The organism is Cellulomonas sp. P22 (assembly GCF_044392165.1).
This window is the reverse complement of record NZ_JBISBW010000006.1, coordinates 422,115-446,513: the sequence shown is the minus strand read 5'-3', so window position 1 is coordinate 446,513 and position 24,399 is coordinate 422,115. Positions and strand designations below refer to the sequence as shown.

General features: G+C 73.4%; 24 protein-coding genes. 7 read left to right on the top strand and 17 right to left on the bottom strand.

From position 1 onward, the window contains the following. Positions 1-205: 205 nt before the first annotated feature. Both ACGIF2_RS08650 and ACGIF2_RS08645 read right to left on the bottom strand, forming a co-directional pair. Positions 206-1,399 (bottom strand): amidohydrolase, encoded by a 1,194-nt coding sequence (locus ACGIF2_RS08650; protein ID WP_396045541.1) that lies wholly within the window; start codon positions 1,397-1,399, stop codon positions 206-208. A gap of 68 nt (positions 1,400-1,467) precedes the next feature. Further along, positions 1,468-2,589 carry a mannose-1-phosphate guanylyltransferase gene (locus ACGIF2_RS08645; protein WP_396045539.1) on the bottom strand — a complete coding sequence of 374 codons (1,122 nt, stop codon included), beginning with the start codon at positions 2,587-2,589 and terminating at the stop codon, positions 1,468-1,470. A 186-nt stretch (positions 2,590-2,775) separates the two neighbouring features. Here ACGIF2_RS08645 and sdhC point away from each other — a divergent pair, with 186 nt between their 5' ends. The 4 genes from sdhC to ACGIF2_RS08625 are packed head-to-tail and all read left to right on the top strand — an operon-like array spanning position 2,776 to position 6,311. Beyond that, entirely contained in the window at positions 2,776-3,156 is a 381-nt protein-coding gene (gene sdhC, locus ACGIF2_RS08640) for a succinate dehydrogenase, cytochrome b556 subunit (RefSeq protein ID WP_396045537.1), read from the top strand. Then, positions 3,156-3,608, top strand: a complete 453-nt coding sequence (gene sdhD / locus ACGIF2_RS08635; RefSeq protein ID WP_396045535.1) for a succinate dehydrogenase, hydrophobic membrane anchor protein — start codon at positions 3,156-3,158, stop codon at positions 3,606-3,608. The genes sdhC and sdhD overlap by 1 nt, the downstream gene beginning before the upstream one ends. Positions 3,609-3,654: 46 nt before the next feature. Further along, positions 3,655-5,541: a succinate dehydrogenase flavoprotein subunit gene (sdhA, locus tag ACGIF2_RS08630; protein WP_396045533.1), complete on the top strand. Its 1,887-nt coding sequence runs from the start codon at positions 3,655-3,657 to the stop codon at positions 5,539-5,541. After that, positions 5,541-6,311 (top strand): succinate dehydrogenase iron-sulfur subunit, encoded by a 771-nt coding sequence (locus ACGIF2_RS08625; RefSeq protein WP_396045531.1) that lies wholly within the window; start codon positions 5,541-5,543, stop codon positions 6,309-6,311. Before sdhA ends, ACGIF2_RS08625 begins: the two co-directional genes overlap by 1 nt. Here ACGIF2_RS08625 and ACGIF2_RS08620 read toward each other — a convergent pair. The 7 genes from ACGIF2_RS08620 to sigE are packed head-to-tail and all read right to left on the bottom strand — an operon-like array spanning position 6,295 to position 12,650. After that, a complete protein-coding gene (locus tag ACGIF2_RS08620; protein ID WP_396045529.1) occupies positions 6,295-7,410 on the bottom strand; it encodes a YihY/virulence factor BrkB family protein in 1,116 nt (371 codons plus the stop codon). The two genes, ACGIF2_RS08625 and ACGIF2_RS08620, sit on opposite strands and share 17 nt — an antisense overlap. 9 nt (positions 7,411-7,419) lie before the next feature. After that, positions 7,420-8,022: a 2'-5' RNA ligase family protein gene (locus ACGIF2_RS08615; protein WP_396045527.1), complete on the bottom strand. Its 603-nt coding sequence runs from the start codon at positions 8,020-8,022 to the stop codon at positions 7,420-7,422. Next, positions 8,019-9,044 (bottom strand): tryptophan--tRNA ligase, encoded by a 1,026-nt coding sequence (gene trpS, locus ACGIF2_RS08610; protein WP_396045525.1) that lies wholly within the window; start codon positions 9,042-9,044, stop codon positions 8,019-8,021. The genes ACGIF2_RS08615 and trpS overlap by 4 nt, the downstream gene beginning before the upstream one ends. Before the next feature lie 59 nt (positions 9,045-9,103). Beyond that, positions 9,104-9,499: a twin-arginine translocase TatA/TatE family subunit gene (locus tag ACGIF2_RS08605; protein ID WP_396045523.1), complete on the bottom strand. Its 396-nt coding sequence runs from the start codon at positions 9,497-9,499 to the stop codon at positions 9,104-9,106. A 21-nt stretch (positions 9,500-9,520) separates the two neighbouring features. Then, positions 9,521-10,984, bottom strand: a complete 1,464-nt coding sequence (locus ACGIF2_RS08600) for a S1C family serine protease (RefSeq protein ID WP_396045521.1) — start codon at positions 10,982-10,984, stop codon at positions 9,521-9,523. A 2-nt stretch (positions 10,985-10,986) separates the two neighbouring features. After that, the gene (locus tag ACGIF2_RS08595; RefSeq protein ID WP_396045519.1) at positions 10,987-12,000 is read right to left on the bottom strand and encodes a zf-HC2 domain-containing protein; all 1,014 of its coding nucleotides are present in this window, start codon (positions 11,998-12,000) and stop codon (positions 10,987-10,989) included. Continuing rightward, complete coding sequence (gene sigE, locus ACGIF2_RS08590) at positions 11,997-12,650, bottom strand: RNA polymerase sigma factor SigE (RefSeq protein WP_396045517.1); 654 nt, start codon at positions 12,648-12,650, stop codon at positions 11,997-11,999. The genes ACGIF2_RS08595 and sigE overlap by 4 nt, the downstream gene beginning before the upstream one ends. A gap of 261 nt (positions 12,651-12,911) precedes the next feature. Here sigE and ACGIF2_RS08585 point away from each other — a divergent pair, with 261 nt between their 5' ends. Next, the gene (locus tag ACGIF2_RS08585; RefSeq protein ID WP_396045718.1) at positions 12,912-13,553 is read left to right on the top strand and encodes an O-methyltransferase; all 642 of its coding nucleotides are present in this window, start codon (positions 12,912-12,914) and stop codon (positions 13,551-13,553) included. A gap of 10 nt (positions 13,554-13,563) precedes the next feature. Here ACGIF2_RS08585 and ACGIF2_RS08580 read toward each other — a convergent pair whose 3' ends face one another. From ACGIF2_RS08580 to dapE, 6 genes are all read right to left on the bottom strand, one after another. Further along, positions 13,564-15,138: a leucyl aminopeptidase family protein gene (locus ACGIF2_RS08580; protein ID WP_396045515.1), complete on the bottom strand. Its 1,575-nt coding sequence runs from the start codon at positions 15,136-15,138 to the stop codon at positions 13,564-13,566. A 59-nt stretch (positions 15,139-15,197) separates the two neighbouring features. Next, positions 15,198-15,365, bottom strand: a complete 168-nt coding sequence (locus ACGIF2_RS08575; protein ID WP_082812748.1) for a DUF3117 domain-containing protein — start codon at positions 15,363-15,365, stop codon at positions 15,198-15,200. A gap of 160 nt (positions 15,366-15,525) precedes the next feature. Further along, a complete protein-coding gene (locus ACGIF2_RS08570) occupies positions 15,526-16,818 on the bottom strand; it encodes a hypothetical protein (RefSeq protein ID WP_396045513.1) in 1,293 nt (430 codons plus the stop codon). Then, positions 16,815-17,744: a dihydropteroate synthase gene (gene folP, locus ACGIF2_RS08565; protein ID WP_396045511.1), complete on the bottom strand. Its 930-nt coding sequence runs from the start codon at positions 17,742-17,744 to the stop codon at positions 16,815-16,817. Before folP ends, ACGIF2_RS08570 begins: the two co-directional genes overlap by 4 nt. After that, positions 17,741-18,568, bottom strand: coding sequence for a TIGR00730 family Rossman fold protein (locus ACGIF2_RS08560; RefSeq protein WP_396045509.1), 828 nt, complete (start codon positions 18,566-18,568; stop codon positions 17,741-17,743). The genes folP and ACGIF2_RS08560 overlap by 4 nt, the downstream gene beginning before the upstream one ends. A 59-nt stretch (positions 18,569-18,627) precedes the next feature. Next, positions 18,628-19,722 carry a succinyl-diaminopimelate desuccinylase gene (dapE, locus tag ACGIF2_RS08555; protein WP_396045716.1) on the bottom strand — a complete coding sequence of 365 codons (1,095 nt, stop codon included), beginning with the start codon at positions 19,720-19,722 and terminating at the stop codon, positions 18,628-18,630. A gap of 94 nt (positions 19,723-19,816) precedes the next feature. Here dapE and dapD point away from each other — a divergent pair, with 94 nt between their 5' ends. Together dapD and ACGIF2_RS08545 are read left to right on the top strand one after the other, a co-directional pair. After that, positions 19,817-20,764 (top strand): 2,3,4,5-tetrahydropyridine-2,6-dicarboxylate N-succinyltransferase, encoded by a 948-nt coding sequence (gene dapD / locus ACGIF2_RS08550; protein ID WP_396045507.1) that lies wholly within the window; start codon positions 19,817-19,819, stop codon positions 20,762-20,764. 27 nt (positions 20,765-20,791) lie between these two features. After that, a complete protein-coding gene (locus ACGIF2_RS08545; RefSeq protein WP_396045505.1) occupies positions 20,792-21,679 on the top strand; it encodes a hypothetical protein in 888 nt (295 codons plus the stop codon). 12 nt (positions 21,680-21,691) lie between these two features. Here the strand turns inward: ACGIF2_RS08545 and ACGIF2_RS08540 are convergent, their stop codons facing one another. Together ACGIF2_RS08540 and dapC are read right to left on the bottom strand one after the other, a co-directional pair. Beyond that, complete coding sequence (locus ACGIF2_RS08540; protein WP_396045503.1) at positions 21,692-22,990, bottom strand: citrate synthase; 1,299 nt, start codon at positions 22,988-22,990, stop codon at positions 21,692-21,694. A 247-nt stretch (positions 22,991-23,237) separates the two neighbouring features. After that, on the bottom strand, positions 23,238-24,398 hold the full coding sequence (dapC, locus tag ACGIF2_RS08535) for a succinyldiaminopimelate transaminase (RefSeq protein ID WP_396045501.1): 1,161 nt from the start codon (positions 24,396-24,398) through the stop codon (positions 23,238-23,240). Position 24,399 lies beyond the last annotated feature (1 nt).

Below are 24,399 nucleotides of genomic sequence, written 5' to 3'. Positions count from 1 at the left end.
ACACTCCTGGTTTGATCGTCGTTCGCCGGACCGGCGTGGCGCCTGGTCGGCCCCGCGCGGGACGGGACCGTCCGGCGTCCCATGGTCGGGAGGATAGTGGGCGTTCCCTACGCTCTCGTTACCGTCTGGTAGGCGGCATGTTTCCGTTACGGAGTTGGAACCTTCCGCCACGCCCTGGGACCACACGTCCCACAGGGTGGTCGGATCATCCGGCCGAGGCGGCGATCGCGGTGCGGGCCAGCAGCAGGACCCCGGCGTCGATGGCGCGCTCGTCGACCTGCAGATCGCCCTGGTGGAGGTCGTACGACCGCCCGCCCGGGGTCCGGGTGCCGAGCCGTGCCATCGCCCCCGGCACCTTGTTGAGGTACCACGCGAAGTCCTCGCCGCCGAGCGACTGCTCGGTCAGCTGCACCGACGCCGGGCCCAGCACGTCGCGCGCCGCGGCCTCGAGCACCGCCACGCTGTGCTCGTCGTTCTCCACGGGCGGCACGCCGCGCTGGTGGCGCACCTCGGCCTCGACGCCGTACGGCGCGACGACCTGCTCGACCGCCTCGTGGAACACGGCCGAGGCCCGCTCCCACGCCCGCACGTCGAGACAGCGCAGCGTTCCGCGCAGGATGCCGCTCGCGGGGATCGCGTTCGGGGCGGACCCGGCCTGGACCGCGCCCCACGTGAGGTTGACGCCCGAGCGCGGGTCGAGCCGGCGACCGAGCACCGCGGGCACCTGGGTGATGACCTGGCCGAGGGCGAAGACGACGTCGGCCGTCCGGTGCGGTCGTGAGGTGTGGCCGCCCGGGCCCCGCAGCGTGACCGTGACCTCGTCCGAGGCCGAGGTGATGGGCCCGATCCGGGTGCCCACGTGACCGACGTCGACCTTGGGGTCGCAGTGCACGGCGAAGACCTGCCGCACCCCGTCGAGGGCACCTGCGGCGATCGCGTCGAGCGCGCCTCCCGGCTGGACCTCCTCGGCGGCCTGGAACAGCAGCCGCACCCCGCCCGGCAGTGCGCCCTCGGCCGCGAGCTCGGCGAGCACGAGCCCGGCGCCGAGCACCACGGTGGTGTGCACGTCGTGGCCGCACGCGTGCACCACGTGCGGCACGGTCGAGGCCCACGGCACGCCCGACGTGTCTGGCAGCGGCAGCGCGTCCATGTCGGCGCGGAGCACCACGCGGTGCCGCTCGGCCTGCGCCACCCCGGGACCGATGTCGCAGACCAGACCCGTGCCGGGCAGCAGCACCGGCGTCAGGCCGGCGGCCCGCAACCGATCGGCGACGATCCGCGTGGTCCGCTGCTCGGTGCGCGCGAGCTCGGGGTGCGCGTGCAGGTCGCGGCGGATCTCGACGAGCTCGGGACGCAGCGGTGCGAGGCGGTCGGCGAGGCGGAAGACGTCATCGGGCACCCGGCGAGGGTAGTCCGCCTGCCTGGACGCGCGCGTCCCGGGACCGTTCGCCACGGGCGGGGCCGAGCTCAGAGCAGGTCGTCGCGACCCCGCGCCCGCCAGGCGTCGACGCCCGCCTTGACGTCCTGGGCGTGCTCGCGCGTCGTGACGAGCAGCGCGTCGGGGGTGTCCACGACGACCGCGTCCGTGATCCCCACGACCGTCACGGTGCGACCGCCCGTCGGCACCACGAACGCACCGTCCGCGCCCACCCGCACCACGAGGTCGTCGTCGCCGAGCGTGCGCGACGCCCCGTCGGCGCCCGCGAGCGGCGGGAGCATCGGGGCGAGCGACGCGAAGTCGCCCACGTCGTCCCACCGGAAGTCGCCCGGGACCACGGCCACCCCACCGGCGGCGGCGACCGGCTCGGCGATCGCGTGGTCGATCGCGATGCGGGTCAGCGTGGGCCAGACCCGGGCGAGGACCTCGTCGCGGGCGTCCGTGTCCCACGCCGCCGCGATCTCGCGCAGGCCGTCGTGGAGCGCGGGCAGCTGGGCCGCGAGGTGGTCGAGCAGCGTGCGCGCCCGCACGATGAACATCCCGGCGTTCCACCGGTACTCGCCCGTCGCGAGGTAGGCCGCCGCAGTCTCCTCGTCGGGCTTCTCGGTGAAGCCTGCGACGTGCCGCACGCTCGGCGCGCCCTCGACGCCGAGCGCGGCGGCCGAGCGGACGTACCCGAACGCGGTCGAGGGACCCGTCGCCGCGATCCCGACGGTCACGACGTAACCCGCACGTGCGGCCTCGACGCCCTCCCGGACCGTGCGCGCGAACTCCTCGGCGCCCTCGATGAGGTGGTCGGCGGCGAACGACCCCAGCACCACGTCGCCGTGCCGCTGCTCGAGCACAGCCGCGGCGAGCCCGATCGCCGCCATCGAGTCGCGCGGCGACGGCTCGGCGAGCACGTCCTGCGCGGGGACCTCGGGCAGCTGCGCCACGACCGCGGGCGCGTGCCGGGCACCCGTGACCACGAGCACCCCGCCGGGTCCGGTGAGCGGGAGCAGACGGTCCACCGTGCCCTGCAGGAGGGTGCGCCCGGCGCCCGTCATGTCGAGCAGGAACTTGGGTGCGCCCGCGCGCGAGAGCGGCCACAGGCGGGTGCCCGCGCCGCCCGCCGGGACGACGGCGAAGAAGCCGGGGATCGAGTCGGTCATGGTGGCCAGGGTAGCCACGACGGCGTCGGGACCTTCATCCGGGACCAGCGTGTGGCCTTGCTCACATTCCCCCGACTCCCGGGTGACGTGCGCGGCCCACGACCCCCGCGACCAGGCCCGATCACTACAGTGGACATCGAAAAGGACAGTGACGTCCCTCACCCGACCAGCCAGGAGGCTCCCCTCGTGCCCAGCGCACCGGCCGGCACGCTCTACCGAGGGCGTGAAGGCATGTGGTCGTGGGTCGCGCATCGCGTGACCGGCGTCCTCATCTTCTTCTTCCTGCTCGTGCACGTGCTCGACACGGCCCTCGTCCGGGTCTCCCCCGAGGCGTACAACGCCGTCATCGGCACGTACAAGAACCCGATCATGGGCCTCGGCGAGGCCGGGCTGGTCGCCGCGATCACGTTCCACGCGTTCAACGGCGTCCGGATCATGCTGGTCGACTTCTGGGCCAAGGGCCCGCGGTACCAGCGCGTCATGCTCTGGGTCGTCATCGGCCTGTTCGTCGTGACGATGGCGGGCTTCCTGCCGCGGCACCTGAGCCACGTCTTCGGGGGTGCCTGATGAGCACGATCGCCGAACCCCGGTCGCCGCGCGCACCGCGCAGCGGTCGCCTGTCGACCCGCACGAACTTCGAGCTCTACGGCTGGGTGTTCATGCGCGCGTCGGGTGTCGTCCTGGTCATCCTCATCTTCGGCCACCTCTTCGTGAACCTCGTGGCCGGGGAAGGCATCAAGGCCGTCGACTTCGGCTTCGTCGCCGGCAAGTGGGCCTCCCCGTTCTGGCAGGTCTGGGACCTGCTGATGCTGTGGCTCGCGATGATCCACGGCACGAACGGTGTCCGGACGATCATCAACGACTACGCCGAGCGCGACGGGGTGCGCCTCGTGCTCAAGGCCGCGCTCATGGTCGCCTTCGTCGTCGTCGTGGTGCTGGGCACCCTGGTCATCTTCACGTTCGACCCGTGCCCCGTCGACAGCCCGGCGGACCTTCTCCCCTCGTTCTGCAGCGCCTGACCACCGGTGCGCCCGGCACCGACCCGCCACAGGAGGCATCGCCACGATGCAGACCCATCAGTACGACGTCGTCATCGTCGGCGCCGGTGGCGCAGGTATGCGCGCCGCCCTCGAGTCCTCGGGCCGCACGCGCACGGCCGTCATCTCCAAGCTGTACCCGACGCGTTCCCACACGGGCGCCGCGCAGGGTGGCATGTGCGCCGCCCTCGCGAACGTCGAGGAGGACAACTGGGAGTGGCACACGTTCGACACCGTCAAGGGCGGCGACTACCTCGTCGACCAGGACGCTGCCGAGGTCATGGCCAAGGAGGCCATCGACGCGGTGCTCGACCTCGAGAAGATGGGCCTGCCGTTCAACCGCACGCCCGAGGGCAAGATCGACCAGCGTCGTTTCGGCGGGCACACGCGCAACCACGGCGAGAGCGCGGTGCGCCGCTCGTGCTACGCGGCCGACCGCACCGGCCACATGATCCTCCAGACGCTGTACCAGCAGTGCGTCAAGCAGGACGTCGAGTTCTTCAACGAGTTCTACGTGCTCGACCTGCTGCTCTCGCACGACCTGGTCGACGGCGACGTGCCCGAGGGCGAGGACGTCGCCGTGAGCGGGGTCGTGGCCTACGAGCTCGCCACGGGCGAGATCCACCTGTTCCGCGCGAAGTCCGTGATCCTGGCGACCGGCGGCGCCGGGAAGATCTACAAGACCACCTCGAACGCGCACACCCTCACGGGTGACGGCATGGCGCTCGCGTACCGCCGCGGCCTGCCGCTCGAGGACATGGAGTTCTTCCAGTTCCACCCGACCGGCCTCGCGGGCCTGGGCATCCTGCTCTCCGAGGCGGCCCGCGGCGAGGGCGGCATCCTGCGCAACGCCGACGGCGAGCGCTTCATGGAGCGCTACGCGCCCACGATCAAGGACCTCGCGCCGCGTGACATCGTCGCCCGCTCGATGGCCCTCGAGGTGCGCGAGGGACGCGGCGCCGGCCCGAACAAGGACTACGTGCTGCTCGACCTGACGCACCTCGAGCCCGCGCACATCGACGCGAAGCTGCCGGACATCACCGAGTTCGCTCGCACCTACCTGGGCATCGAGCCGTACACCGAGCCCATCCCCGTCTACCCCACCGCGCACTACGCGATGGGTGGCGTGCCCACCAACATCACCGCCGAGGTGCTGCGCAACAACATCGACGTGGTCAAGGGCCTGTACGCGGCCGGTGAGGTCGCGTGCGTCTCGGTGCACGGCTCGAACCGGCTGGGCACCAACTCGCTGCTCGACATCAACGTGTTCGGCAAGCGGGCCGGCATCGCCGCGGCCGAGTACGCCGCGACCGCCGACTGGGTCGAGGTCCCGGTCGACCCCGAGGCCGGCGTCGTGGCCGAGCTGCTCGAGATGCGCGAGCGCCCGACGGGCGAACGCGTGGCCGACGTGCGGCGCGACCTGCAGCAGACCATGGACACCAACGCCCAGGTCTTCCGCACCGAGGAGTCGCTGCTCGAGGCCCTGGCCGACGTGCGCGCGCTCCAGGAGCGGTACCGGAACGTCTCGGTGCAGGACAAGAGCAGCACGTTCAACACCGACCTGCTCGAGGCGCTCGAGCTCGGCTTCCTGCTCGACATCGCCGAGGTCGTCGTGGTCGGCGCCCTCAACCGCGAGGAGTCCCGCGGCGGCCACTTCCGCGAGGACTTCCCGAAGCGCGACGACGCCGGCTACATGCACCACACCATGGCCTACCGCCGCCGACCGGGCGTCCTCGCGCCGACCGCTCCCGTGGGCGCGGCGGGGCGGAGCACAGTCGTGGCCGCCGACCAGGAAGGTGTCCTCGTCGACACCCTGAGCGGACCGGGCGCGGCAGCCCCCGGCACGTTCGACGTCAGCCTCGGGTACAAGCCCGTGGTCATGACCCGCTACCAGCCGATGGAGCGTAAGTACTGATGACCGCCACCCTCGACGCCACCACCGCCGCGCAGACCGCCGAGATCGGTGCGGTGCCCAGCTTCGACGTCACGCTCAAGATCCGGCGCTACCTCCCCGAGTCGCACGGCGACGAGGCGTACTGGGAGGAGTTCACGGTCACGGCCCACGGCACCGACCGGCTCCTCGACGCGCTGCACAAGATCAAGTGGGACCACGACGGCTCGCTCACGTTCCGACGCTCGTGCGCGCACGGCGTGTGCGGCTCGGACGCGATGCGGATCAACGGCCGCAACCGGCTGGCGTGCAAGGTCCTGCTCAAGGACCTCAACCCCGACAAGCCGATCATCGTCGAGCCGATCAAGGGCCTGCCCGTGATCAAGGACCTCGTGGTCGACATGGAGCCGTTCTTCGCGTCCTACCGCGAGATCATGCCGTTCCTCATCACCGAAGGGAACGCCCCCACCAAGGAGCGCCTGCAGTCGGCGGCACAGCGCGAGCGCTTCGACGACACCACCAAGTGCATCCTGTGCGCGGCGTGCACGTCGTCGTGCCCGGTGTTCTGGACCGACGGGCAGTACTTCGGCCCCGCGGCGATCGTCAACGCGCACCGGTTCATCTTCGACAGCCGCGACGAGGGCGGTGCGCAGCGGCTGGAGATCCTCAACGACAAGGAGGGCGTGTGGCGCTGCCGCACGACCTTCAACTGCACCGAGGCGTGCCCCCGCGGCATCGAGGTCACCAAGGCGATCCAGGAGGTCAAGCGCGCGATGATCACGCGCGCCTTCTGAGCGTCCCCGCCTTCGCAGTCCGGGCCGGCCGGCCCTCCGCGGCGGTTCCGGCCACGAGCGCCGTCCCGCCCGGGGCGGCGCTCGTGCCGTCCCCGGGGACCACCGGGGCCGGCCGTGGCGGGTCGGCCGTCCACGCGGCCGCGAGCAGCACCACGCGGGCCATCACGTTGACCCACACGAGCAGGGTCACCACGACCGTGAACGAGGCGAGCAGCGCGTTGCGGTCGGCCCCGCGGGCGACGACGGCGGTCCCGGCCACGCGGAGCAGGCCCAGCCCTGTGGCCGCGATGAGCGACCCTCCGAGCAGGTCTTTCCAGCGGGGTCGTTGGGCGGCCAGGACCCACACGATCAGCATGAACGTGGCCGCGTCGACCACGAACGCGACGCCGAGGCCCAGCACGCGCACCACCGTCCCCGCGTCCTGCGAGATGCCCGTCAGGGCCAGCAGCCGGTCCGCGGCCGAGGTGACAGCGAGGGTCAGGGCCGCCGCCACGAGCACGGCGAGGGCCATGCCGACGAAACCTGCCAGGTCACGCAGCTTGCCCAGCAGCGCGTTCTGCGGCAGCTTCTGCGCGTCGAACATGGCCCGGACCGCGGCGCGCAGCGAGGACAGCGCCGACGTGGCGCTCACCAGCAGCACGACGCCCGCGACGATCCCCGTCACGCTGAGCGCGGGGCTGAAGCGCAGGTCGTCCGGTCGGAGCAGGCCCTTGCCGTCGCCCGTGTCGATGAGGCCCGGGAGGTTCGACGCCAGCGCGTCCAGCACGTTCTGGCGCAGCGCGCTGTCGCGACCGAGCACCGACAGGAAGGCGCTGTAGCCGATCGTCAGGGCCGCGAAGACCGAGAACAGCGTCGAGTAGGCGATCCCGCCCGTGAGCAGCCCGCCACCGGCGGTGCCGAACCGTGCGTTGGCGCGGGCGGCACGGGTGCCCTCCCACCGGTCGACCAGGGTGGTGACCAGCCGGACCACGGGCTCGACACGCCGCCGCAGACCCGCCACGAGTCCACCGCCGGTGGGGGTTCCGGGGTCGGCGGCCGACGCCTTCGCGTGCGCCTGACCTGCGCCGATCGGAGGTCCGGGCTCGTGGGGGGAGCTCATGGCTCGACCCTAGGAGGCGGGTTCGCGCAGAGCATCCTGAGCAGGGGCGGGACGGCCCGAGGCATCGTCGCCCGAGCCCGTCAGCGGGAAGTCCCGCACCGGACGCCACACCTCGTCGTCGCCGTAGGCGTACGAGTGGATCGCGCTCACCACGAACGACGCCTCGAAGTCGACGAGCCCGTCGAACGCCCGGTCCAGCGCTGCCTCGTCGACCTCGTGCGCGACGGTCACGTGCGGGTGGTAGTAGAACCGCAGCTCCTGCTCGAGCGGACCCGTCCGGATCTCCCGCTCGAGCGCCTCGCAGCTCGCGATCCCGTCCACGACCTGCACGAACACGACCGGCGACACCGGGCGGAACGTCCCCGTCCCACGCAGGTGCACCACGAACGGGCGGTGCCGGGCGGCGATGCCCAGCAGGTGCTCGTCGATCACGGCCTGGTCCTCGGGTCCGACCGCCGTGGGCCCGAGCAGCGTGATGTGCGGCGGTATGAAGGGGGCCGCCGGGTCCCCGAACCGGGCGCGCGCCTCCTGGAGGAGCGAGCCGTACGGCTCGGGGATCGTGACCGCGACGCCGATCCGGTTCTGGCCGGCGTCGCAGTCAGGGAGCCTCATGCCCTGCCTCGCGGCAGCAGCCCCAGACGGTCGTAGATGCGGTCCATCGGGCCCCGCGCCAGGTCACGGGCACGGTGGGCGCCGTCGGCGAGCACGGCGTCGAGCGCGGCCGGGTCCTCGAGGTAGGCGTGCACGCGTTCTTGGAACGGCGTCAGGAAGTCCACGACGACCTCGGCGAGGTCCTTCTTCAGGTCGCCGTAGCCCTTGCCCGCGTAGTCCGCCTCGATGGCCAGCACGTCGCGTCCCGTGAGCGCCGAGTAGATCGTCAGCAGGTTCGCGATGCCGGGCTTGGCCTCGGGGTCGAACCGGATCTCCCGCTCGGCGTCGGTCACCGCCGACCGGATGCGCTTGGCCACGACCTTCGGGTCGTCGAGCAGCTCGATGATGCCGTTGGGGCTCGCCGCGGACTTGCTCATCTTCGCGGTCGGTTCCTGCAGGTCGTAGATCTTGGCCGTGGCCTTGACGATGTGCCCCTCGGGCACCACCGCCGTGCCCGCACCGAACCGGGAGTTGAGCCGCTGCGCCAGGTCGCGCGTGAGCTCGAGGTGCTGGCGCTGGTCCTCGCCCACCGGCACGAGGTCGGTGTCGTACAGCAGGATGTCCGCGGCCATGAGGACCGGGTAGGTGAACAGCCCGACGCTCGTCCCCTCGGCGCCGTACCTGGTCGACTTGTCCTTGAACTGCGTCATGCGGCCGGCCTCGCCGAAGCCGGTCTGGCAGGAGAGGATCCACGCGAGCTCGGCGTGCTCGGGCACGTGCGACTGCACGAACAGGATCGAGCGGGCCGGGTCGACGCCCGCGGCGAGGTACTGCGCGGCCGTGCGGCGCGTCCGCTCGCGGAGCACGGCAGGGTCGGGGTTCACGGTCAGAGCGTGCAGGTCGACCACGCAGTACAGCGCGTCGTGCGTGTCCTGGAGAGCGACCCACTGCGTGAGCGCGCCGAGGTAGTTGCCGAGGTGGAGCGAGTCCGACGTGGGCTGCATGCCCGAGAAGATGCGTGCGCGGTGCGCCGAGGGAGCCATTCGACCAGTCTTTCGTGTCAGCTGTTCAGGGGGAGCAGGACGGCCCGGGGGCGGTCCTGTCAGGTGGCCTCGTCATCGAAGGGAGCGGGCGCACCGGGGGCAGGTTCTGGGGCGGGGGTCGACGCCCGCCAGGAGGTGCCGGCGGCGGCGAGCGGTGCCGCCGAGGCGCGGGACTTCGCGGACGCACCGCTGCCCGTCGGCAGGTCGTCGAGCAGCGCCTCGCGCACGATGCGGCGCGGGTCGTAACGGCGCGGGTCGAGCGCGGCCCAGTCGACGTCCTTGAGGTCGTCGCCCAGCTCGTCGTCGACCCGGGTCTTGGTCTCCTGCACGAAGCTGCGGGCGCGCCGGGCCCACTGGCCCAGCTGCTCGGCGTACTTCGGCAACCGCTCGGGTCCGATCACCAGGACCGCGACGAGCAGCAGCAGGACCAGCTCGCCGCCGTTGATGTCTAGCACCGGGCCAGGCTACCCGTCGTCTCAGGACCCGGAGGACTCGTCGAGCACGACACGGACGTCGCGCTCGTCGGTCCCGCTGCGGACCCGCAGCACCACGGTGTCCCCCGGGGTCTTCGCCCGGATCGCCACGATGAGCTCGTCGGGGTCGGTCACGGGCCGTCCGTCGATCGCCAGGATGACGTCGCCCTTGCGGATCCCGGCCCGGTCGGCCGGTCCGCGCGGGGTCACGGGGCTCGACCCGTTCTGGGTGTCCTTCGCGACCTGCACGCCCTCGCCCGAGTACGTCTGGTCGAGCAGCACCCCGATGATCGGGTACGTCGCGTGGCCCGTCTCGATGAGCTGCTCGGCGGTGCGTCGCGCCTGGTTGGACGGGATCGCGAACCCGAGCCCGATGCTGCCGCCGGTGGACGAGAGCCCGCCCGGCGGCTGCGCGATCGCGGAGTTCACCCCCACGACCTCCCCCGCCGCGTTGACGAGCGGTCCCCCCGAGTTGCCCGGGTTGATCGCGGCGTCGGTCTGGATCGCGTTGATGAACGCGGTGTCCGCGTCGGCCCCCGCCGACACCGGGCGGTTGAGCGCGCTCACGATGCCCGACGTCACGGTGCCCTCGAGTCCCAGAGGGGCACCGATCGCGATGACCGGGTCACCCACGACCACCAGGTCGGAGTCGCCCAGCACGAGCGGGACGAGCCCGGTGCGGTCGACCTTGAGCACCGCCAGGTCGTAGTCCGACGTCTGGCCGACGATCGTCGCGCTCTCCTCGGTGCCGTCCGAGAACAGCACGACGACGGACGTCCCGGCCGCCCCGGCGTCGGCCACGACGTGGTGGTTGGTGAGGACGTAGCCGTCCTGGCGCAGCACCAGGCCCGACCCGGTCGCCGTCCCGCTCGGGCCCGCGACCTGGATCGAGACCACGCTCGGCAGCACGCTCGCGGCGATCCCGGCGACGCTGTCAGGGGCACGGTCCCCCGCACCCGACCCGACCGCCGCGGGCAGCCCCGCGTCGACCAGGTGGTCGTCACGGAACACCCGTCCGCCGATCACGCCGCCCGCCGCACCCGCGACGAGGGCCACGACGACGAGCGAGACGACCCAGCCGAGCCCGAGACCGTGGCCGCGGCGCGGCGCCTCGGTCGGCGGGGTTCCCGGGTCGGTGAGCGGAGGCGGTGGCGGGGGGCCCTGCGACCAGCCCGTCGCGGCACCGGCCGGCGCGTACCCCGGGGCCGTCTGGCCCAGGGACGCGTAGCCGGAGGACGTGTGACCCGAGGAGGGGTAGCCGGGAGGCGCGTAGCCCGGGGCCGCGTCGCCGAAGGACCCGTAGCCGGACGCCGGTTCCGGGTACGGCGCGCGAGCCGGGTACGCGGGAGCAGGAAGCTCCGACGCCGTCGGGGCGGCGACGCGCGACCCCCCGGCCGAGGGCGCGGCGAACGGGTTGACGGGCGGCTCGGGAGCTCGCTGCTCGGGGCCGACCTGCGGCTCGGGCATCGTCATGACTGTCGGAGCGCTTGCGTCACGGTGTCCCATCCTCGGGTCATGCGGGCACTGAGGCCGTCGTCGAAGCTGCCGCCCGGGAACTCGGTGACGACGGCCTGCACAGCCAGCGAGTCGGACGCGGCGACGACCTCGACGACGAGGTCGCCCGACTGCCACGCCACGTGCCACGGCTGCTCGGAGAGCACGTACGTCCTCCGGTCGCCCGACACGACCTGCGCGACCCCGGCCAGGGCCGCGGTGTCGAGCCGACCGGGCTGCTCGGTCACGACCGCGCTGGCTCCGGGCCCCGCGAGGTCGACCTCGATGCGCGAGCCGTGCTCGCTGGTGCGCACGCCGGTCACGACCCACCCGTCGGGCAGACCCTCGGGGCAGTGCCACCCCGCGGCGCGCAGGCGGTCGAGGACGTCCTCGACGGTCCCCGCGGTCATCTCGCCGGCGGAGCCGGCTCCGGCATCGGCCTGCGAGGCGTCCGGGAGTGCGGCGACGAGGTCCACGGTGCTGGTCACGCGCGCCGGCGCGGTGGCCACGGGATCGGTGTGGCCCAGGAGGACGAGGGCCTGCGCGGGGTGGCTCGAGGGCAGCACGGCGGGCCGCTCCCCCAGCACGAAGAGCCCGCAGGCCGCGACGCCGAGCCCCGCGACCACGGCTCCCACGACCCGCACGGGGTGCGCGCGCCGGTCGACGTCACCCGTGAGGGCACCCGGGGCCGCGTACGCCGCTGCGCGGGCACGGGCTGCGGGGGCACCGCTCGGGGACACGAACGGGTCGCGGTGCGACGGCCGCGGCTCGGCCGGCGCCTCGCTCGCGAGCGACAGCAGCCGGGCCGTGAGGTCGGCGGTCGGCGCGACGTCCTGCGCACAGCTCAGGGCGCGGTGGGCCTGGCGTGCCGCGGCCAGCTCGGCCGCGCACCCGGGGCACACGGCCACGTGGGCCAGCGCACGCTCGGTGGCCCCCGGCGGGAGCTGTCCGTCGACCAGTGCGCTGATGCGCGTGCCCAGGTGCGTCATCGGGCACCGACCTGCTCGCCGGGAACCGAGGAGTCCAGCACCGAGGCGTCGAGCACCGGGACGTCGAGGCCGGGGCCCTCCACGTCGGGTGCGTCGGGGTCCGGGGCGCCGTGCCGCACGGGCGCGCGGTGCTCGAGGGCCACGCGCAACCGAGCCCGCGCCCGGTGGATGCGCGACCGCACGGTGCCGAGCTTGATGCCGAGCGTGACGGCGATCTCCTCGTACGAGAGGCCCTCGATGTCGCACAGCACGACCGCGGCCCGGTAGTCGGGCGGCAGGTCGTCGAGCGCGTGCTGCACGTCGTGGTCGAGGTTGCCGTGCTCGAACGCCCGCTCGGGCGAGTGCTGCACCTCGTCGGGGTACCGGTCCGCGTCCTCGCCCATCGCGTCCATCCGGATGCGCTGCTTGCGTCGCACCTGGTCGAGGAACAGGTTGGTCGTGATGCGGTGCAGCCACCCCTCGAACGTGCCCGGGGTGTAGGTCGACAGCGAGCGGAAGACGCGGACGAACACCTCCTGGGTGAGGTCCTCGGCGTCGTGCTGGTTGCCCGTCAGGCGGTACGCGAGCCGGTACACGCGGGTCGAGTGCTCGCGGACGATCTGCTCCCACGACGGCGCCTGCCACGGCTGCTCGGTCGTCGGGCTGGTCATCCGCGTCCTCTCGCTCGTCCCTGTCGGACGGTCACCCTCCCAGTCTCCCAGGCAGGAGGCGAAATCATCGAACCGGGAACGGGTCCGTCGCAACACACTTCGCAGAGGGCGAACGGATCGGGCGGTCGCGCCTCGTCCACGACACCGGGCGGCGGGCTCATCGGCACCGCGCGTCCCCGGGTGCGTCCCACCCGTCCCCGCGGCGCGGGACTACGCTGGCGACCGTCCGTCACGCGTCACGTATCAGCCCAGGAGGCCACCATCTCGAGCGACAAGGCCCAGAGCTGGGTGTACTCCGAGGCCTACCTGGCAGAGGACGAGACCCTGCTGCGGGCGCGTGAGCGCGCCGGACAGCTCGGCTGCACGCCCGTGCTGCCGGGTTCGGGCGCCGTGCTCGGCGTGCTGGCCGCAGCGGCCCAGGCGCGCGCGGTCGTCGAGATCGGCACCGGCGCGGGCGTGAGCTCGCTCTACCTGCTGCGCGGCATGCCCGAGGACGGCGTGCTGACCACGATCGACGTCGAGGTCGAGCACCAGCGCGCCGCGAAGGACGCCTTCGCCGAGGAGGGGCTGCGCACCACGCGCACCCGCACCATCTCGGGACGCGCGCTCGACGTGCTCCCCCGCCTGACCGACGGCGGGTACGACCTGGTGTTCGTCGACGCCGACAAGGAGAGCTACCCCGCGTACGTCGAGCAGGCCCTGCGGCTGCTTCGTCCCGGCGGGGTGCTCGCGATCGACAACGCCCTCTGGCACGACCGCGTGGCCGACCCGGCGCGCCGCGACGAGGTCACGACGATCATCCGTGAGGTCGGCCGCTCGGTGCGCGAGGACGCCCGCCTGCTGCCCGCGATGATCCCCACGGGAGACGGGCTGCTCACCGCCGTCAAGCGGTGGTCCGCGTGACCCTGAACGGTCAGCGCAGCGCGGCCAGGTAGCGCAGCAGGAGCCGCGCGCCGTACCCCGTGGCACCCTCGGTGACCTCGTGCCGGTCGGCTGCGGCACGGGCCGGGCCCGCGATGTCGAGGTGCACCCACGCCCGGTCGCCCACGAACTCGCGCAGGAACAGGGCTGCGGTGATGGAGCCGCCGCCGAACTCCTTGCCGTCGAGCGGCACGTGCCGCAGGTCGGCGACGTGCGAGCGGACCGCGCCGACGTACTCCTCGACGAGCGGCATGTGCCACACGGGCTCGCCCGACTCCTGGGCGGCGGCCTCGAACGCGCTCACCAGGCGGGGGTCGGCCGAGTACAGGGCGGCGTGCTGACGTCCCAGGCCGAGGCTCGCGGCCCCGGTCAGCGTCGCGACGTCGACGAGGACGTCGGGGTCGAGCGTGGCGTCGGCCCAGGCGAGAGCGTCCGCGAGCACGATCCGCCCCTCGGCGTCGGTGTTCGCGATCTCGACCGTGCGGCCCCCGTAGAGCCGCAGCACGTCGCCGGGCCGGTACGACGCGGCGCCGACGTGGTTCTCCGCGAGAGGCAGCACGGCGGTCACCCGGTGCGGACTGCCGGCCGCAGCGGCGCCGAGCACGGTGGCGAGCGCGACGGCAGCGCCGGCCATGTCGGTCTTCATGGGGACCATGGCCTCGCGCGGCTTGATCGACAGGCCACCCGTGTCGTAGGTGATGCCCTTGCCCACGACGACGACGTGGCGCCGGCCGTGGGCGGGCTCGTCGCCCTCTGGCACGTACTCGAGCGTGACGAGGCGCGGCGCGGACGCCGATCCTGCGCCGACCGCGAGGATGCCGCCGAAGCCCTCGGCCGCGAGCTCACGTGGTCCGCGGACCGTCACCGTGAGACCCGCCTGCTCACCCAGGCGCCGGGCCTGGGCAGCGAGCCACTCAGGGTTCTTGGTGCTCGACGGGGTGTTCGCGAGGTCGCGCACGAGCCAGGTCGCGGCGGCCTCGCGCTCGGCCTCGGCGAGCGCGGCGGTGATCCGGGCGCCGTGGCGTCCGAGCAGCACGAGCTCGCGCGCCGGACGGTCACGCCGCGCGGTCGCCTCGTCGCGGGGTGCGGCGGCGCTGGTCGGGGTCGTGTAGGAGGCGAGGAGGTAGCCCTCGACGAGGGCCCGCACCGCGGCGGGCGCGCCCGGGCCGCCCTCGGACCCGACCGACGTGACGACACGGTCGAGACCACGGGTGGCCCGCGCGAGCGCGGCACCGGCGCGACGCAGGTCCGCCGGGGTGCCCGCCCCGACACCGACGAGCACGAGCCGCACGGGCAGCGCCGACCAGGCGAACGCGTCGGCGTCGCCGCGCCCCGAGGGGCGGGGCAGCTGGAGCGTCCACACCTCGCCGGGCGCGCCCGTGAGACCCGCACGTCCGGCGAGCTCGCCGAGGTCGATCCCGTAGCGCGCCGCGGCGTCGGCGGTGCCGACCCGGGGCTGGGGATCGCTCTCGTCCGGCGCTGCCGGTGCGACCGGGACCGCCAGCGCCTCGACCCGGGGGTCGGCCAGCAGCTCGGTGCTCGCGACCGACCCGGTCGCGAGCACCACGGTGGGTGGTGTCCGGTTCCCGCGCTCGTCGCCGCGGGTGGCTCCTCGTCGGGTCAACGTCAGCTGACGACGGAGGTCAGGGCTTCACCCAGCTCCTGGGCCTCGGTCGCGTTGAGCTCGACCACCAGCCGTCCACCACCTTCGAGCGGTACGCGCATCACGATGCCACGACCCTCCTTGGTCACCTCGAGCGGGCCGTCACCAGTCCTCGGCTTCATCGCGGCCATGCGGGGCTCTCCTTCGCGTCGTACCTGACCGACCGCACGTCGTCGTGCGTGTGCCGTGGCACGCGCCGCTGCCGAGCTGCGGGGCCGGATGTCCTCGACCATTCTAGGTCACGCGGCGACGCGCACGGGCTGGTCAGCGCGCCGGCTCTTCGCGGAGGCGTCACGGCGGCCATCCGGTGGGGGGTGTCAGCCGCCACATGGCGTACACCCAGACCACCTGCAGCCCGAGCATGAGCACCACCACGGCGGCCGTCCAGGCGCGCCTGGCGACCGTCGGGCGGCGCACGAGCCCCGCCGTGACCGCACCCAGCGGGAACGCGAGGATGAGGAACCGCGCCAGGCTCGAGCCCGGCTCGACGGCGGCCGTGAGGTACAGCAGGTACGCGGCGGACCACACGTGCAGCTCGTTGCCCAGCCGCCACGCGGCGGGGACCAGCAGGCTCGCCAGCACGAGCCCGAAGCCCGCCGCCAGCACCCACGGCGCCCGGTCGCCGAACCAGAACTGCGACACGTAGCCCCACGGCTCGAACGGCACGATCTCCCGCACGCCGCGCCACGCACCCTGCGTCTGCAGGTAGCCGTCGCGCTCGCCGGTGACCCAGCCGCAGATCAGGGGCCATGCGACCCCCGAGACGGCCGCGGTGGCACCCAGCACCCCGAGCCCCGCCAGGTCCCGCGCACCGAGCGGATCGCCGCCGCGACGGCTCGATCGCCACCGCACGATCGCGTGCACCACGACGACCACGGCCATCGGCAGCGCGACCGCCCGGGTGAAGCCGAGAGCCAGGACCGCGACCGCGGCGAGCAGGTAGCGGCGCTCGACCACGAGCAGCAGCGCCACCGCGACGAGCAGCAGCGCGAGGGACTCGGTGTAGGCCACCTGCAGCACCACCGCCGTGGGGAACACGGCCAGGAGCGTCACCGTCGCGAGCGGCAGACCCGGGCGGGCCGCGACCGCACGCGGTGCGCCGTGCTCGACCAGCCGACGCACCACCACGGCCGCCGCGGCGCCGAGCGCGAGGGCCACGAGCGGCGCCACGACGTACCACTCGCCGCGTGTGACGACCATCACCCCGCGCACCATCGTCGGGAAGAGCGGGAAGAAGGCCCACGGGTTCTGCTGGACCAGCCCGTCCGCGCCGCGCGGCAGCACGGCGGGGTACCCCTGCTCGGCGATCTGGCGGTACCAGCCCGCGTCCCACATGAGCCCCGTGAACTGCAGGTACGACGGCCGGGCGCCGGTCCAGTAGTTCTCGACCTGCCGCTGGGCCACGAGCACGAGCACGACGGCGCTGAAGGCGCGGGCCAGCAGGTAGATGCCCAGGGCCTGGGCCCAGCCGGGCCACCGCCGCGGGTCGGCGGGCAGCGGGCGCTGCGCTACGCGTCCGGGCCCGGCGGCCGCCGCGGGCTCGGGGTGGTCGACGTCGTCGGTCGCGGTCGTGCGCGCGCTCATGCCAGACCCCGGACGGCGCGGGCCGGGGCCAGGTCGCCGCGGATCGCCGCGACCATGTCGAGCGTGCGACGGGTGGCCAGCACGTCGTGCGCGCGGAACACCCGGGCGCCGAGCCACGCCGCGACCGACGTGGCGGCGAGCGTGCCCTCGAGGCGGTCCTCGACGGGCAGGCCGAGCGTCTCGCCCACGAAGTCCTTGCGGGAGAACGCCATGAGCGTCGGGAACCCGAGCGCCACGACCGCCTCGGTGCGCCGCACCAGGTGCAGCGAGTGCCACGTGTTCTTGCCGAAGTCGTGGGTGGGGTCGACGAGCACCGACGCCGGGTCGATGCCCAGGGTCACGGCGCGCTCGGCCGCCCGGCGCAGCGTGCTCACCACGTCGTCGACCACGCCGTCGAGCGGGTCGAGCCCGGGACGCGCCGGGTAGGCCACCCGCAACGGGTCGGTGCGGGGCCGCGAGCCACCCGTGTGCGAGCACACGACACCCAGACCGTGCTCGGCCGCGACCTCCATGAGCCCCGGGTCGTGACCCGCCCACGTGTCGTTGAGCAGGTCCGCCCCGGCCCTCGCCGCGGCCCGGCCGACCTCGGCCCGCCACGTGTCGACGCTCACGAGCAGGTCGGGGTGGCGTGAACGCACCCGCTCCACGAGCGGCACGACCCGTTCGATCTCCTCGGCCACCTCGACCCTCGGGCCGCGCCCCGCGCGCACGCCGCCGAGGTCGACGATCTCGGCGCCCTCCTCGACGGCACGCGCGACCGCCGCGTCGGCACCGGCCGCGTCGTGGCGTGCCGCGGGGTAGAACGAGTCGGGCGTGCGGTTGACCACGGCCATCACGAGCGGCCGGTCGGGGCCGAACGTGCGCCCGCGCAGGCGCAGGTCGGCCGCGGGCGCGGGAGCCCACGGCGACGCCGTGGACGTCGTCACGGGACCGAGCTCTCGGCCGCCTGCTGCTCCGCCCAGGTCGCCTGCTCGACCGCGGCCAGCTCGGCCGCCCGCAGCTCGGCCCCGCGCTCGCACACGATGCGCACGGCCTCCTCGGCGTCGTCGACCACGTTCAGCAGGTCCAGGTCGACCGCCGAGATGGTGCCCCGCTCGAGCACCGGGCCGCGCAGCCAGTCGAGCAGCCCCGACCAGTAGGAGCGTCCGACCAGCACGATCGGGAACTCGGTGACCTTGTGGGTCTGGACCAGCGTCAACGCCTCGAACAGCTCGTCGAACGTGCCGAAGCCGCCCGGCAGGACCACGAAGCCCTCGGCGTACTTGACGAACATCGTCTTGCGGGCGAAGAAGTACCGGAAGTTGACCCCGAGGTCGACCCACTGGTTCATGCCCTGCTCGAACGGCAGCTCGATCCCGAGCCCCACCGACAGCCCGCCGGCCTCGCTCGCCCCCTTGTTCGCGGCCTCCATGACGCCCGGGCCGCCGCCCGTGATGACCGCGTACCCGGCCTCGGCGAGCCCCCGGCCGACGGCCTCGCCGAGCACGTAGTCGGGAGAGCCCGGCGGGATCCGGGCCGAGCCGAACACGCTCACGGCGGGCCCGACCTCCGCGAGCGCACCGAACCCCTCGACGAACTCGCTCTGGATGCGCATCACCCGCCACGGGTCGCCGTGCAGCCAGCCCGCACCGTCGGCCCCGGAGAGCAGACGCTGGTCGGACGTGGTCGAGGGGATCTGGTCGCGGCGCAGGAGGACGGGGCCCTTGCGGTAGCCGTCACCGTTCGAGCGGCCTCGGTCGTGGCTCTTCATGCGTCCGACTCTAGGAGGTGCACCCGCCGCACGGGCACCCCCTGACGGGGTCCGCCGCGTCAGCCGAGCCAGGCACCCAGCGCGTCGTGGCACACCTGGAGCTGCCACACGGGGCACCGCTCGTCGTCCTTGTGCGCGAGCACCGGGTCACCGGGGCCGAAGTTCACCGCGGGCACGCCCAGCGCCGAGAACCGCGCCACGTCGGTCCACCCCAGCTTGGGCGCCGGCTGACCACCGGTCTCGGCGAGCACAGCGGCCACGAAGTCTGCCGCCGTCGGGTCGTTCAGGCCGGGCCGCGCTCCCTCGGCGCCGTCCGTGACCCGCACGTCGTAGCCGGCGAACAGCTCGCGGACGTGAGCCTCGGCGTCCGCGAGCGAACGCGACGGTGCGAAGCGGTAGTTGACGGTGACCACGCACTCGTCGGGCACCACGTTGGTCGCGATGCCGCCGCGGATCCCCACGGCGTTGAGCCCTTCGCGGTACTCGAGCCCGTCGACCTCGACGGTCGCCGGCTGGTACGCCTCGAGCCGTCGCAGCACCTCACCCGTCGCGTGGATCGCGTTGCGGCCCGTCCAGGACCGGGCCGAGTGCGCCGCGACGCCGGGGACCCGCACCTCGACCCGCAGCGTCCCGTTGCAGCCCCCCTCGATCCCCGCCGACGTGGGCTCGCACAGCACGGCGAAGTCGGCCTCGAGCCACTCCGGGTGGTGGCGCACCACCCGGCCCAGCCCGTTGAGCGACGCGTCGACCTCCTCGTGGTCGTAGAAGACCCATGTGATGTCGCGCGAGGGATCGGCCAGGCGTGCGGCGAGGGCGAGCTGCACCGCGACGCCGCCCTTCATGTCGACGGTCCCCCGCCCCCACAGGTCGGCCTGGGCCCCCTCGCCCACCAGCCGGGTGGGCAGGTTGGCCGCGACGGGCACGGTGTCGATGTGGCCGGCCACGACCACGCGCACGGCACGCCCGAGCCGGGTGCGTGCGACCACGGTGTCGCCGTCGCGCAGCACCTCGAGGTGCGGCACGTCGGCCAACGCGCGCTCGATCGCGTCAGCCAGCGGGCCCTCCTGGCCGCTCGGCGAGGCCGCGTCGCACAGCGCACGCGTCAGCGTCACGAGGTCGGCGCCCAGGTCGAGCGGCAGCACGACGCCCGGCAGGGGCGCCGCGACCTGAACGGACGGGGGCGGGGTGGCGGGGTTCGCGGGCTCGGTCACACCACGACCCTACCGACGCTCCGTCTAGGCTGGAGAGATGAGCACGCGTACCGCCTGGGGGTTCGGCCTCGCCACAGTGACCGACGACGGGACGACGCTCGACGTCTGGTACCCGGCACCTGCCCTCGGGCCGGTCGACGAGGACGCGGTGGCGTCCGCCGACCTGGTCGCCGCCCAGCGGGTCGACCCCGCGCGCGGGGTGCGGACCGAGGTGGTGCGCACGGTCGTCGACCTGGACGTGCCGCCCGCCGATACCGCGGACGCCTACCTGCGTCTGCACCTGCTCTCGCACCGCCTGGTGCACCCGCACGGGCAGAACCTCGACGGCATCTTCGCTGTGCTCCCGAACGTCGTGTGGACCGACCGCGGACCGTGCTCGCCCGAGGGCTTCGAGGCCACCCGCATCCGCCTGCGGCTCGCGCACGGCGGCCCCGTGTCCGTCATCGGCGTCGACAAGTTCCCCCGCATGGTCGACTACGTGCTCCCCTCGGGCGTCCGCATCGCCGACGCCGACCGCGTCCGGCTCGGCGCCTACCTGGCCCCCGGGACGACAGTCATGCACGAGGGCTTCGTGAACTTCAACGCCGGCACGCTCGGCACCTCGATGGTCGAGGGCCGCATCTCCTCGGGCGTGACGGTCGGCGACGGCAGCGACATCGGCGGCGGCGCCTCGATCATGGGCACGCTCTCGGGCGGCGGTCGCGAGGTCGTCTCGATCGGGCGGCGCACGCTGCTCGGTGCCAACGCCGGTCTCGGCATCCCGCTCGGCGACGACTGCGTGGTCGAGGCCGGGCTGTACCTCACGGCGGGCACCAAGGTCGTGCTGGTGCGCGGAGCGGACGACGACTCCCAGGTGGTCAAGGCCCGCGAGCTCGCGGGGGCCGACAACGTCCTGTTCCGTCGCAACTCGCTCACCGGAGCCGTCGAGGCCGTCGCCCGCTCCGGTGCAGGCGTCAAGCTCAACACCGCGCTGCACGCCAACTGACGCATGGGTCGACGACGGCGTCGCAGCGTGTGGCAGCGCCTCGTCCGGGGCGGCATCGGCACGCTGCTGGTCGTCGCGCTGCTCGTGGCGGCCGTCGCCGTCGTGGTGGCCGTCCTGACCCGCACCGCACCGTCACCGCCCGCCGCCGAGAGATGCGCGGTGACGGTCGACGGCTCCACCTGGGTCATGAGCCCTGACCAGGCGCAGAACGCCGCGCTGCTCTCGGCCACGGCCGTCCGTCGGGGGCTGCCGGCCCGGGCCGTGACGATCGCGATCGCGACGGCCCTGCAGGAGTCCAAGCTCGTCAACATCGACTACGGCGACCGCGACTCGGTGGGGCTCTTCCAGCAGCGCCCGTCGCAGGACTGGGGCACCGTCGAGCAGATCCTGGACCCCGTCTACGCAACCAACGCGTTCTACGACGAGCTCGTCGAGGTCGCGGGCTACGAGCAGCTGCCGATCACCGAGGCCGCCCAGGCCGTGCAGCGTTCGGGCTTCCCCGACGCGTACGCCCAGCACGAGGGTCGGGCCCGCGCGTGGGCCTCGGCGCTGACCGGCTTCTCGCCCGGGACGCTCACGTGCGCGCTGCACGAGCCCACCGCAGCCGGCACGGCCGACGCGTTCACGGCCCGTGTCGAGCGCGACTACGGCACGCTGCCCGTCACGGTCTCGGCGGGCGACGACGGCTCGACGACGCTGGTGGTCGACGCAGGCTCGCTCGCCCACGGCGACGCCGACCAGGTGTCGCGGTGCGCGTGGGCCTTCGCCCAGTGGTCGGTGGCCGTGGCCGCCGAGCAGCAGGTCACGCAGGTCGCGACGGACGCCGAGACGTGGACCCGCTCGGCCGGCACGTGGGTCCCCTCGAGCCGCGAGCTGCCCGCCGGCGAGGTCAGGGTGACGCTCGCCGGCGGCTGAGACCCGCAGCGGTCAGCGCGCCTCGGCCGGGACGTAGTCGCGGGCCACGGAACCGGTGTAGATCTGCCGCGGACGGCCGATCTTGGTCTGCGGGTCGTTCATCATCTCGCGCCACTGCGCGATCCAGCCCGGCATGCGCCCGAGCGCGAACAGCGGCGTGAACATCGACTCCGAGAAGCCCATCGCCTTGTAGATGAGACCCGTGTAGAAGTCGACGTTCGGGTAGAGCTTGCGCGAGATGAAGTAGTCGTCGCTCAGCGCGATCTCCTCGAGCCGCCGGGCGATGTCGAGCAGCTCGTCGTTCTTGCCGAGGGCGGCGAGCACAGCGTCGGCGCTCTGCTTGACGATCGCCGCGCGCGGGTCGTAGTTCTTGTAGACCCGGTGGCCGAAGCCCATGAGGCGGACGCCGTCCTCCTTGTTCTTCACCCGGGTCATGAAGTCGGTCGCGTCGCCGCCGTTGTCCCGGATCTCGCCCAGCATCTTGAGCACGGCCTCGTTCGCGCCGCCGTGCAGCGGACCGGACAGCGCGTTGATGCCCGCGGCGATCGAGGCGTACAGGTTCGCGTGGCTCGACCCCACGATGCGCACGGTCGACGTCGAGCAGTTCTGCTCGTGGTCGGCGTGCAGGATGAGCAGCGTGTCGAGCGCGCTGACGACCGCCGGGTCGGGCTCGTACTGCTGGTACGGCACAGCGAAGGTCATGCGCAGGAAGTCCTCGACGTAGCCGCGCGAGTAGTCGGGGTACAGCAGCGGCTCTCCGTGCGAGGTCCGGTGCAGGTATGACGTGATGGTGCGCGACTTCGCGAGGATCAGCACCGTCGCGAGCTCGACCGTCTCGGGGTCGAACGGGTCGAGGCTCTCGGGGTAGAACGTCGCGAGCGCGTTGACCGCCGATGCCATGACCGCCATCGGGTGCGCGTTGCGCGGGAACGTCCCCATGAACGTGCGGAAGTCCTCGTGGACGAGCGTGTGGCGGTTGACCCGCTCGACGAACGCATCGAGCTCGGTAGGCGTCGGCAGCTCGCCGTGCACCAGCAGGTACGCGACCTCGAGGAACGAGGACTTCTCCGCGAGCTGCTCGATCGGGTAGCCGCGGTAGCGCAGGATCCCCGCGTCGCCGTCGATGTAGGTGACCTGCGACTCGCACGACGCCGTGTTCATGAAGCCCGGGTCGAGGGTCACGAGCCCGGTGTCGCGCAGCAGCGACGAGACCACGATGCCGTCGTTGCCGTCGGTCGCTGGGACAAGGGGGAGCGTGTGCGTCTCGCCGTCCACGGTGAGCTGGACAGGAGCGGTACCGGCATCGGGCATGGTGTTCCTTCCTTCGACGACGGGTGGTGCCTGGAGGGCGCACCACGGGTCGTCGGTGCTCGCGGCCGGCTACGCCGACTGTTCGACCGTCATTGGCCAGCCATGACGGTACCTTTGCCTCCCGCAGGATGACCAATCTCAGCGGGTATTTGGTCCCAGGTGTGACCACCGTCACAACCGGGCCCGGTCGGAGCCCTGAACGGTCCACCCGCCCCCGGACGGAGCGGGACGGACCGGGAGGAAGCCGTCAGCGGCCCAGCAGGCGCCGGGCGGCCTCCGCGACCTGCGCGTCGGACGCCGTGAGCGCGACGCGCACGTGACCGGCGGCAGCCGGGCCGTAGAACGCACCCGGAGCCACCAGGATGCCACGCGCCGCGAACGCCGCGACCGTGGCCCACGAGTCCTGCGGCGGACCCGCCGGGCGCGTCCACAGGTACAGGCCGGCGTGCGAACCGTCCACGACGTACCCGGCTCCCTCGAGGGCGTCGCGCAGCACGGCACGGCGGGCCCGGTAACGCTCACGCTGCTCGGACACGTGCGCGTCGTCCCGCAGCGCGGCGGTCGTCGCGGCCTGCACCGGGGCCGGCACGATCATCCCGGCGTGCTTGCGGATCTCGAGCAGACGGCCCACGAGCGGGCCGTCCCCCGCGACGAACGCCGCCCGGTAGCCCGCGAGGTTGGACTGCTTCGACAGCGAGTACACCGCGAGCAGCCCCGCGAGGTCACCGCCCGTGACACGCGGGTCGAGCACGCTCGGCACTCCCTGCGAGGCCCACGGCTCGTCCCACGCCAGCTCGGCGTAGCACTCGTCCGAGGCGACCACGACCGGGCGACCCGTCCGGGCCTGCGCAGCGCGGGCCGCGACGACCACCGCCCGCAGCTGCTCGACGCCCAGCACGCGCCCGTCGGGGTTGCCGGGAGAGTTCAGCCACACGAGGCGGACGTCGTCCGCGCCCGGGGTCCCGGGCGCGAGCCGCGCGACCACGTCGTCGGCTGCGACCGGCGTCGCGCCCGCGAGGCGCGCCCCGACGTCGTACGTGGGGTAGGCGGTCGCCGGGTGCAGCACCACGTCGCCCGCACCGAGACCCAGCAGCGACGGGAGCCACGCGACGAGCTCCTTCGAGCCCAGCGTCGGCAGCACCGCGGCGGGGTCGAGCCCCGGTACGCCGCGGCGCCGCGCGAACCAGTCGACGACGGCGGACCGGAGCGCGAGCGTCCCGTGCGTCGTGGGGTAGCCCGGCGCGTCGGACGCCGCGGCGATCGCGTCACGCACCACCTGCGGCGTCGGGTCCACGGGCGTGCCGACCGAGAGGTCGACGATGCCACCGGGGTGCGCGCGCGCGGAGTCGGCGAACGGGGCGAGGGTGTCCCACGGGAAGTCCGGCAGCGCGCCGGAGAGCAGACCCATC

Coding starts and splice junctions, on each gene's coding strand:
- ACGIF2_RS08645 (WP_396045539.1), bottom strand. CDS start 2,589: ATGACCGACTCGATCCCCGGCTTCTTCGCCGTCGTCCCGGCGGGCGGC.
- sdhD (WP_396045535.1), top strand. CDS start 3,156: ATGAGCACGATCGCCGAACCCCGGTCGCCGCGCGCACCGCGCAGCGGT.
- sdhA (WP_396045533.1), top strand. CDS start 3,655: ATGCAGACCCATCAGTACGACGTCGTCATCGTCGGCGCCGGTGGCGCA.
- ACGIF2_RS08625 (WP_396045531.1), top strand. CDS start 5,541: ATGACCGCCACCCTCGACGCCACCACCGCCGCGCAGACCGCCGAGATC.
- ACGIF2_RS08620 (WP_396045529.1), bottom strand. CDS start 7,410: ATGAGCTCCCCCCACGAGCCCGGACCTCCGATCGGCGCAGGTCAGGCG.
- ACGIF2_RS08615 (WP_396045527.1), bottom strand. CDS start 8,022: ATGAGGCTCCCTGACTGCGACGCCGGCCAGAACCGGATCGGCGTCGCG.
- trpS (WP_396045525.1), bottom strand. CDS start 9,044: ATGGCTCCCTCGGCGCACCGCGCACGCATCTTCTCGGGCATGCAGCCC.
- ACGIF2_RS08600 (WP_396045521.1), bottom strand. CDS start 10,984: ATGCCCGAGCCGCAGGTCGGCCCCGAGCAGCGAGCTCCCGAGCCGCCC.
- ACGIF2_RS08595 (WP_396045519.1), bottom strand. CDS start 12,000: ATGACGCACCTGGGCACGCGCATCAGCGCACTGGTCGACGGACAGCTC.
- sigE (WP_396045517.1), bottom strand. CDS start 12,650: ATGACCAGCCCGACGACCGAGCAGCCGTGGCAGGCGCCGTCGTGGGAG.
- ACGIF2_RS08575 (WP_082812748.1), bottom strand. CDS start 15,365: ATGGCCGCGATGAAGCCGAGGACTGGTGACGGCCCGCTCGAGGTGACC.
- ACGIF2_RS08570 (WP_396045513.1), bottom strand. CDS start 16,818: ATGAGCGCGCGCACGACCGCGACCGACGACGTCGACCACCCCGAGCCC.
- ACGIF2_RS08560 (WP_396045509.1), bottom strand. CDS start 18,568: ATGAAGAGCCACGACCGAGGCCGCTCGAACGGTGACGGCTACCGCAAG.
- dapD (WP_396045507.1), top strand. CDS start 19,817: ATGAGCACGCGTACCGCCTGGGGGTTCGGCCTCGCCACAGTGACCGAC.
- ACGIF2_RS08540 (WP_396045503.1), bottom strand. CDS start 22,990: ATGCCCGATGCCGGTACCGCTCCTGTCCAGCTCACCGTGGACGGCGAG.
- dapC (WP_396045501.1), bottom strand. CDS start 24,398: ATGGGTCTGCTCTCCGGCGCGCTGCCGGACTTCCCGTGGGACACCCTC.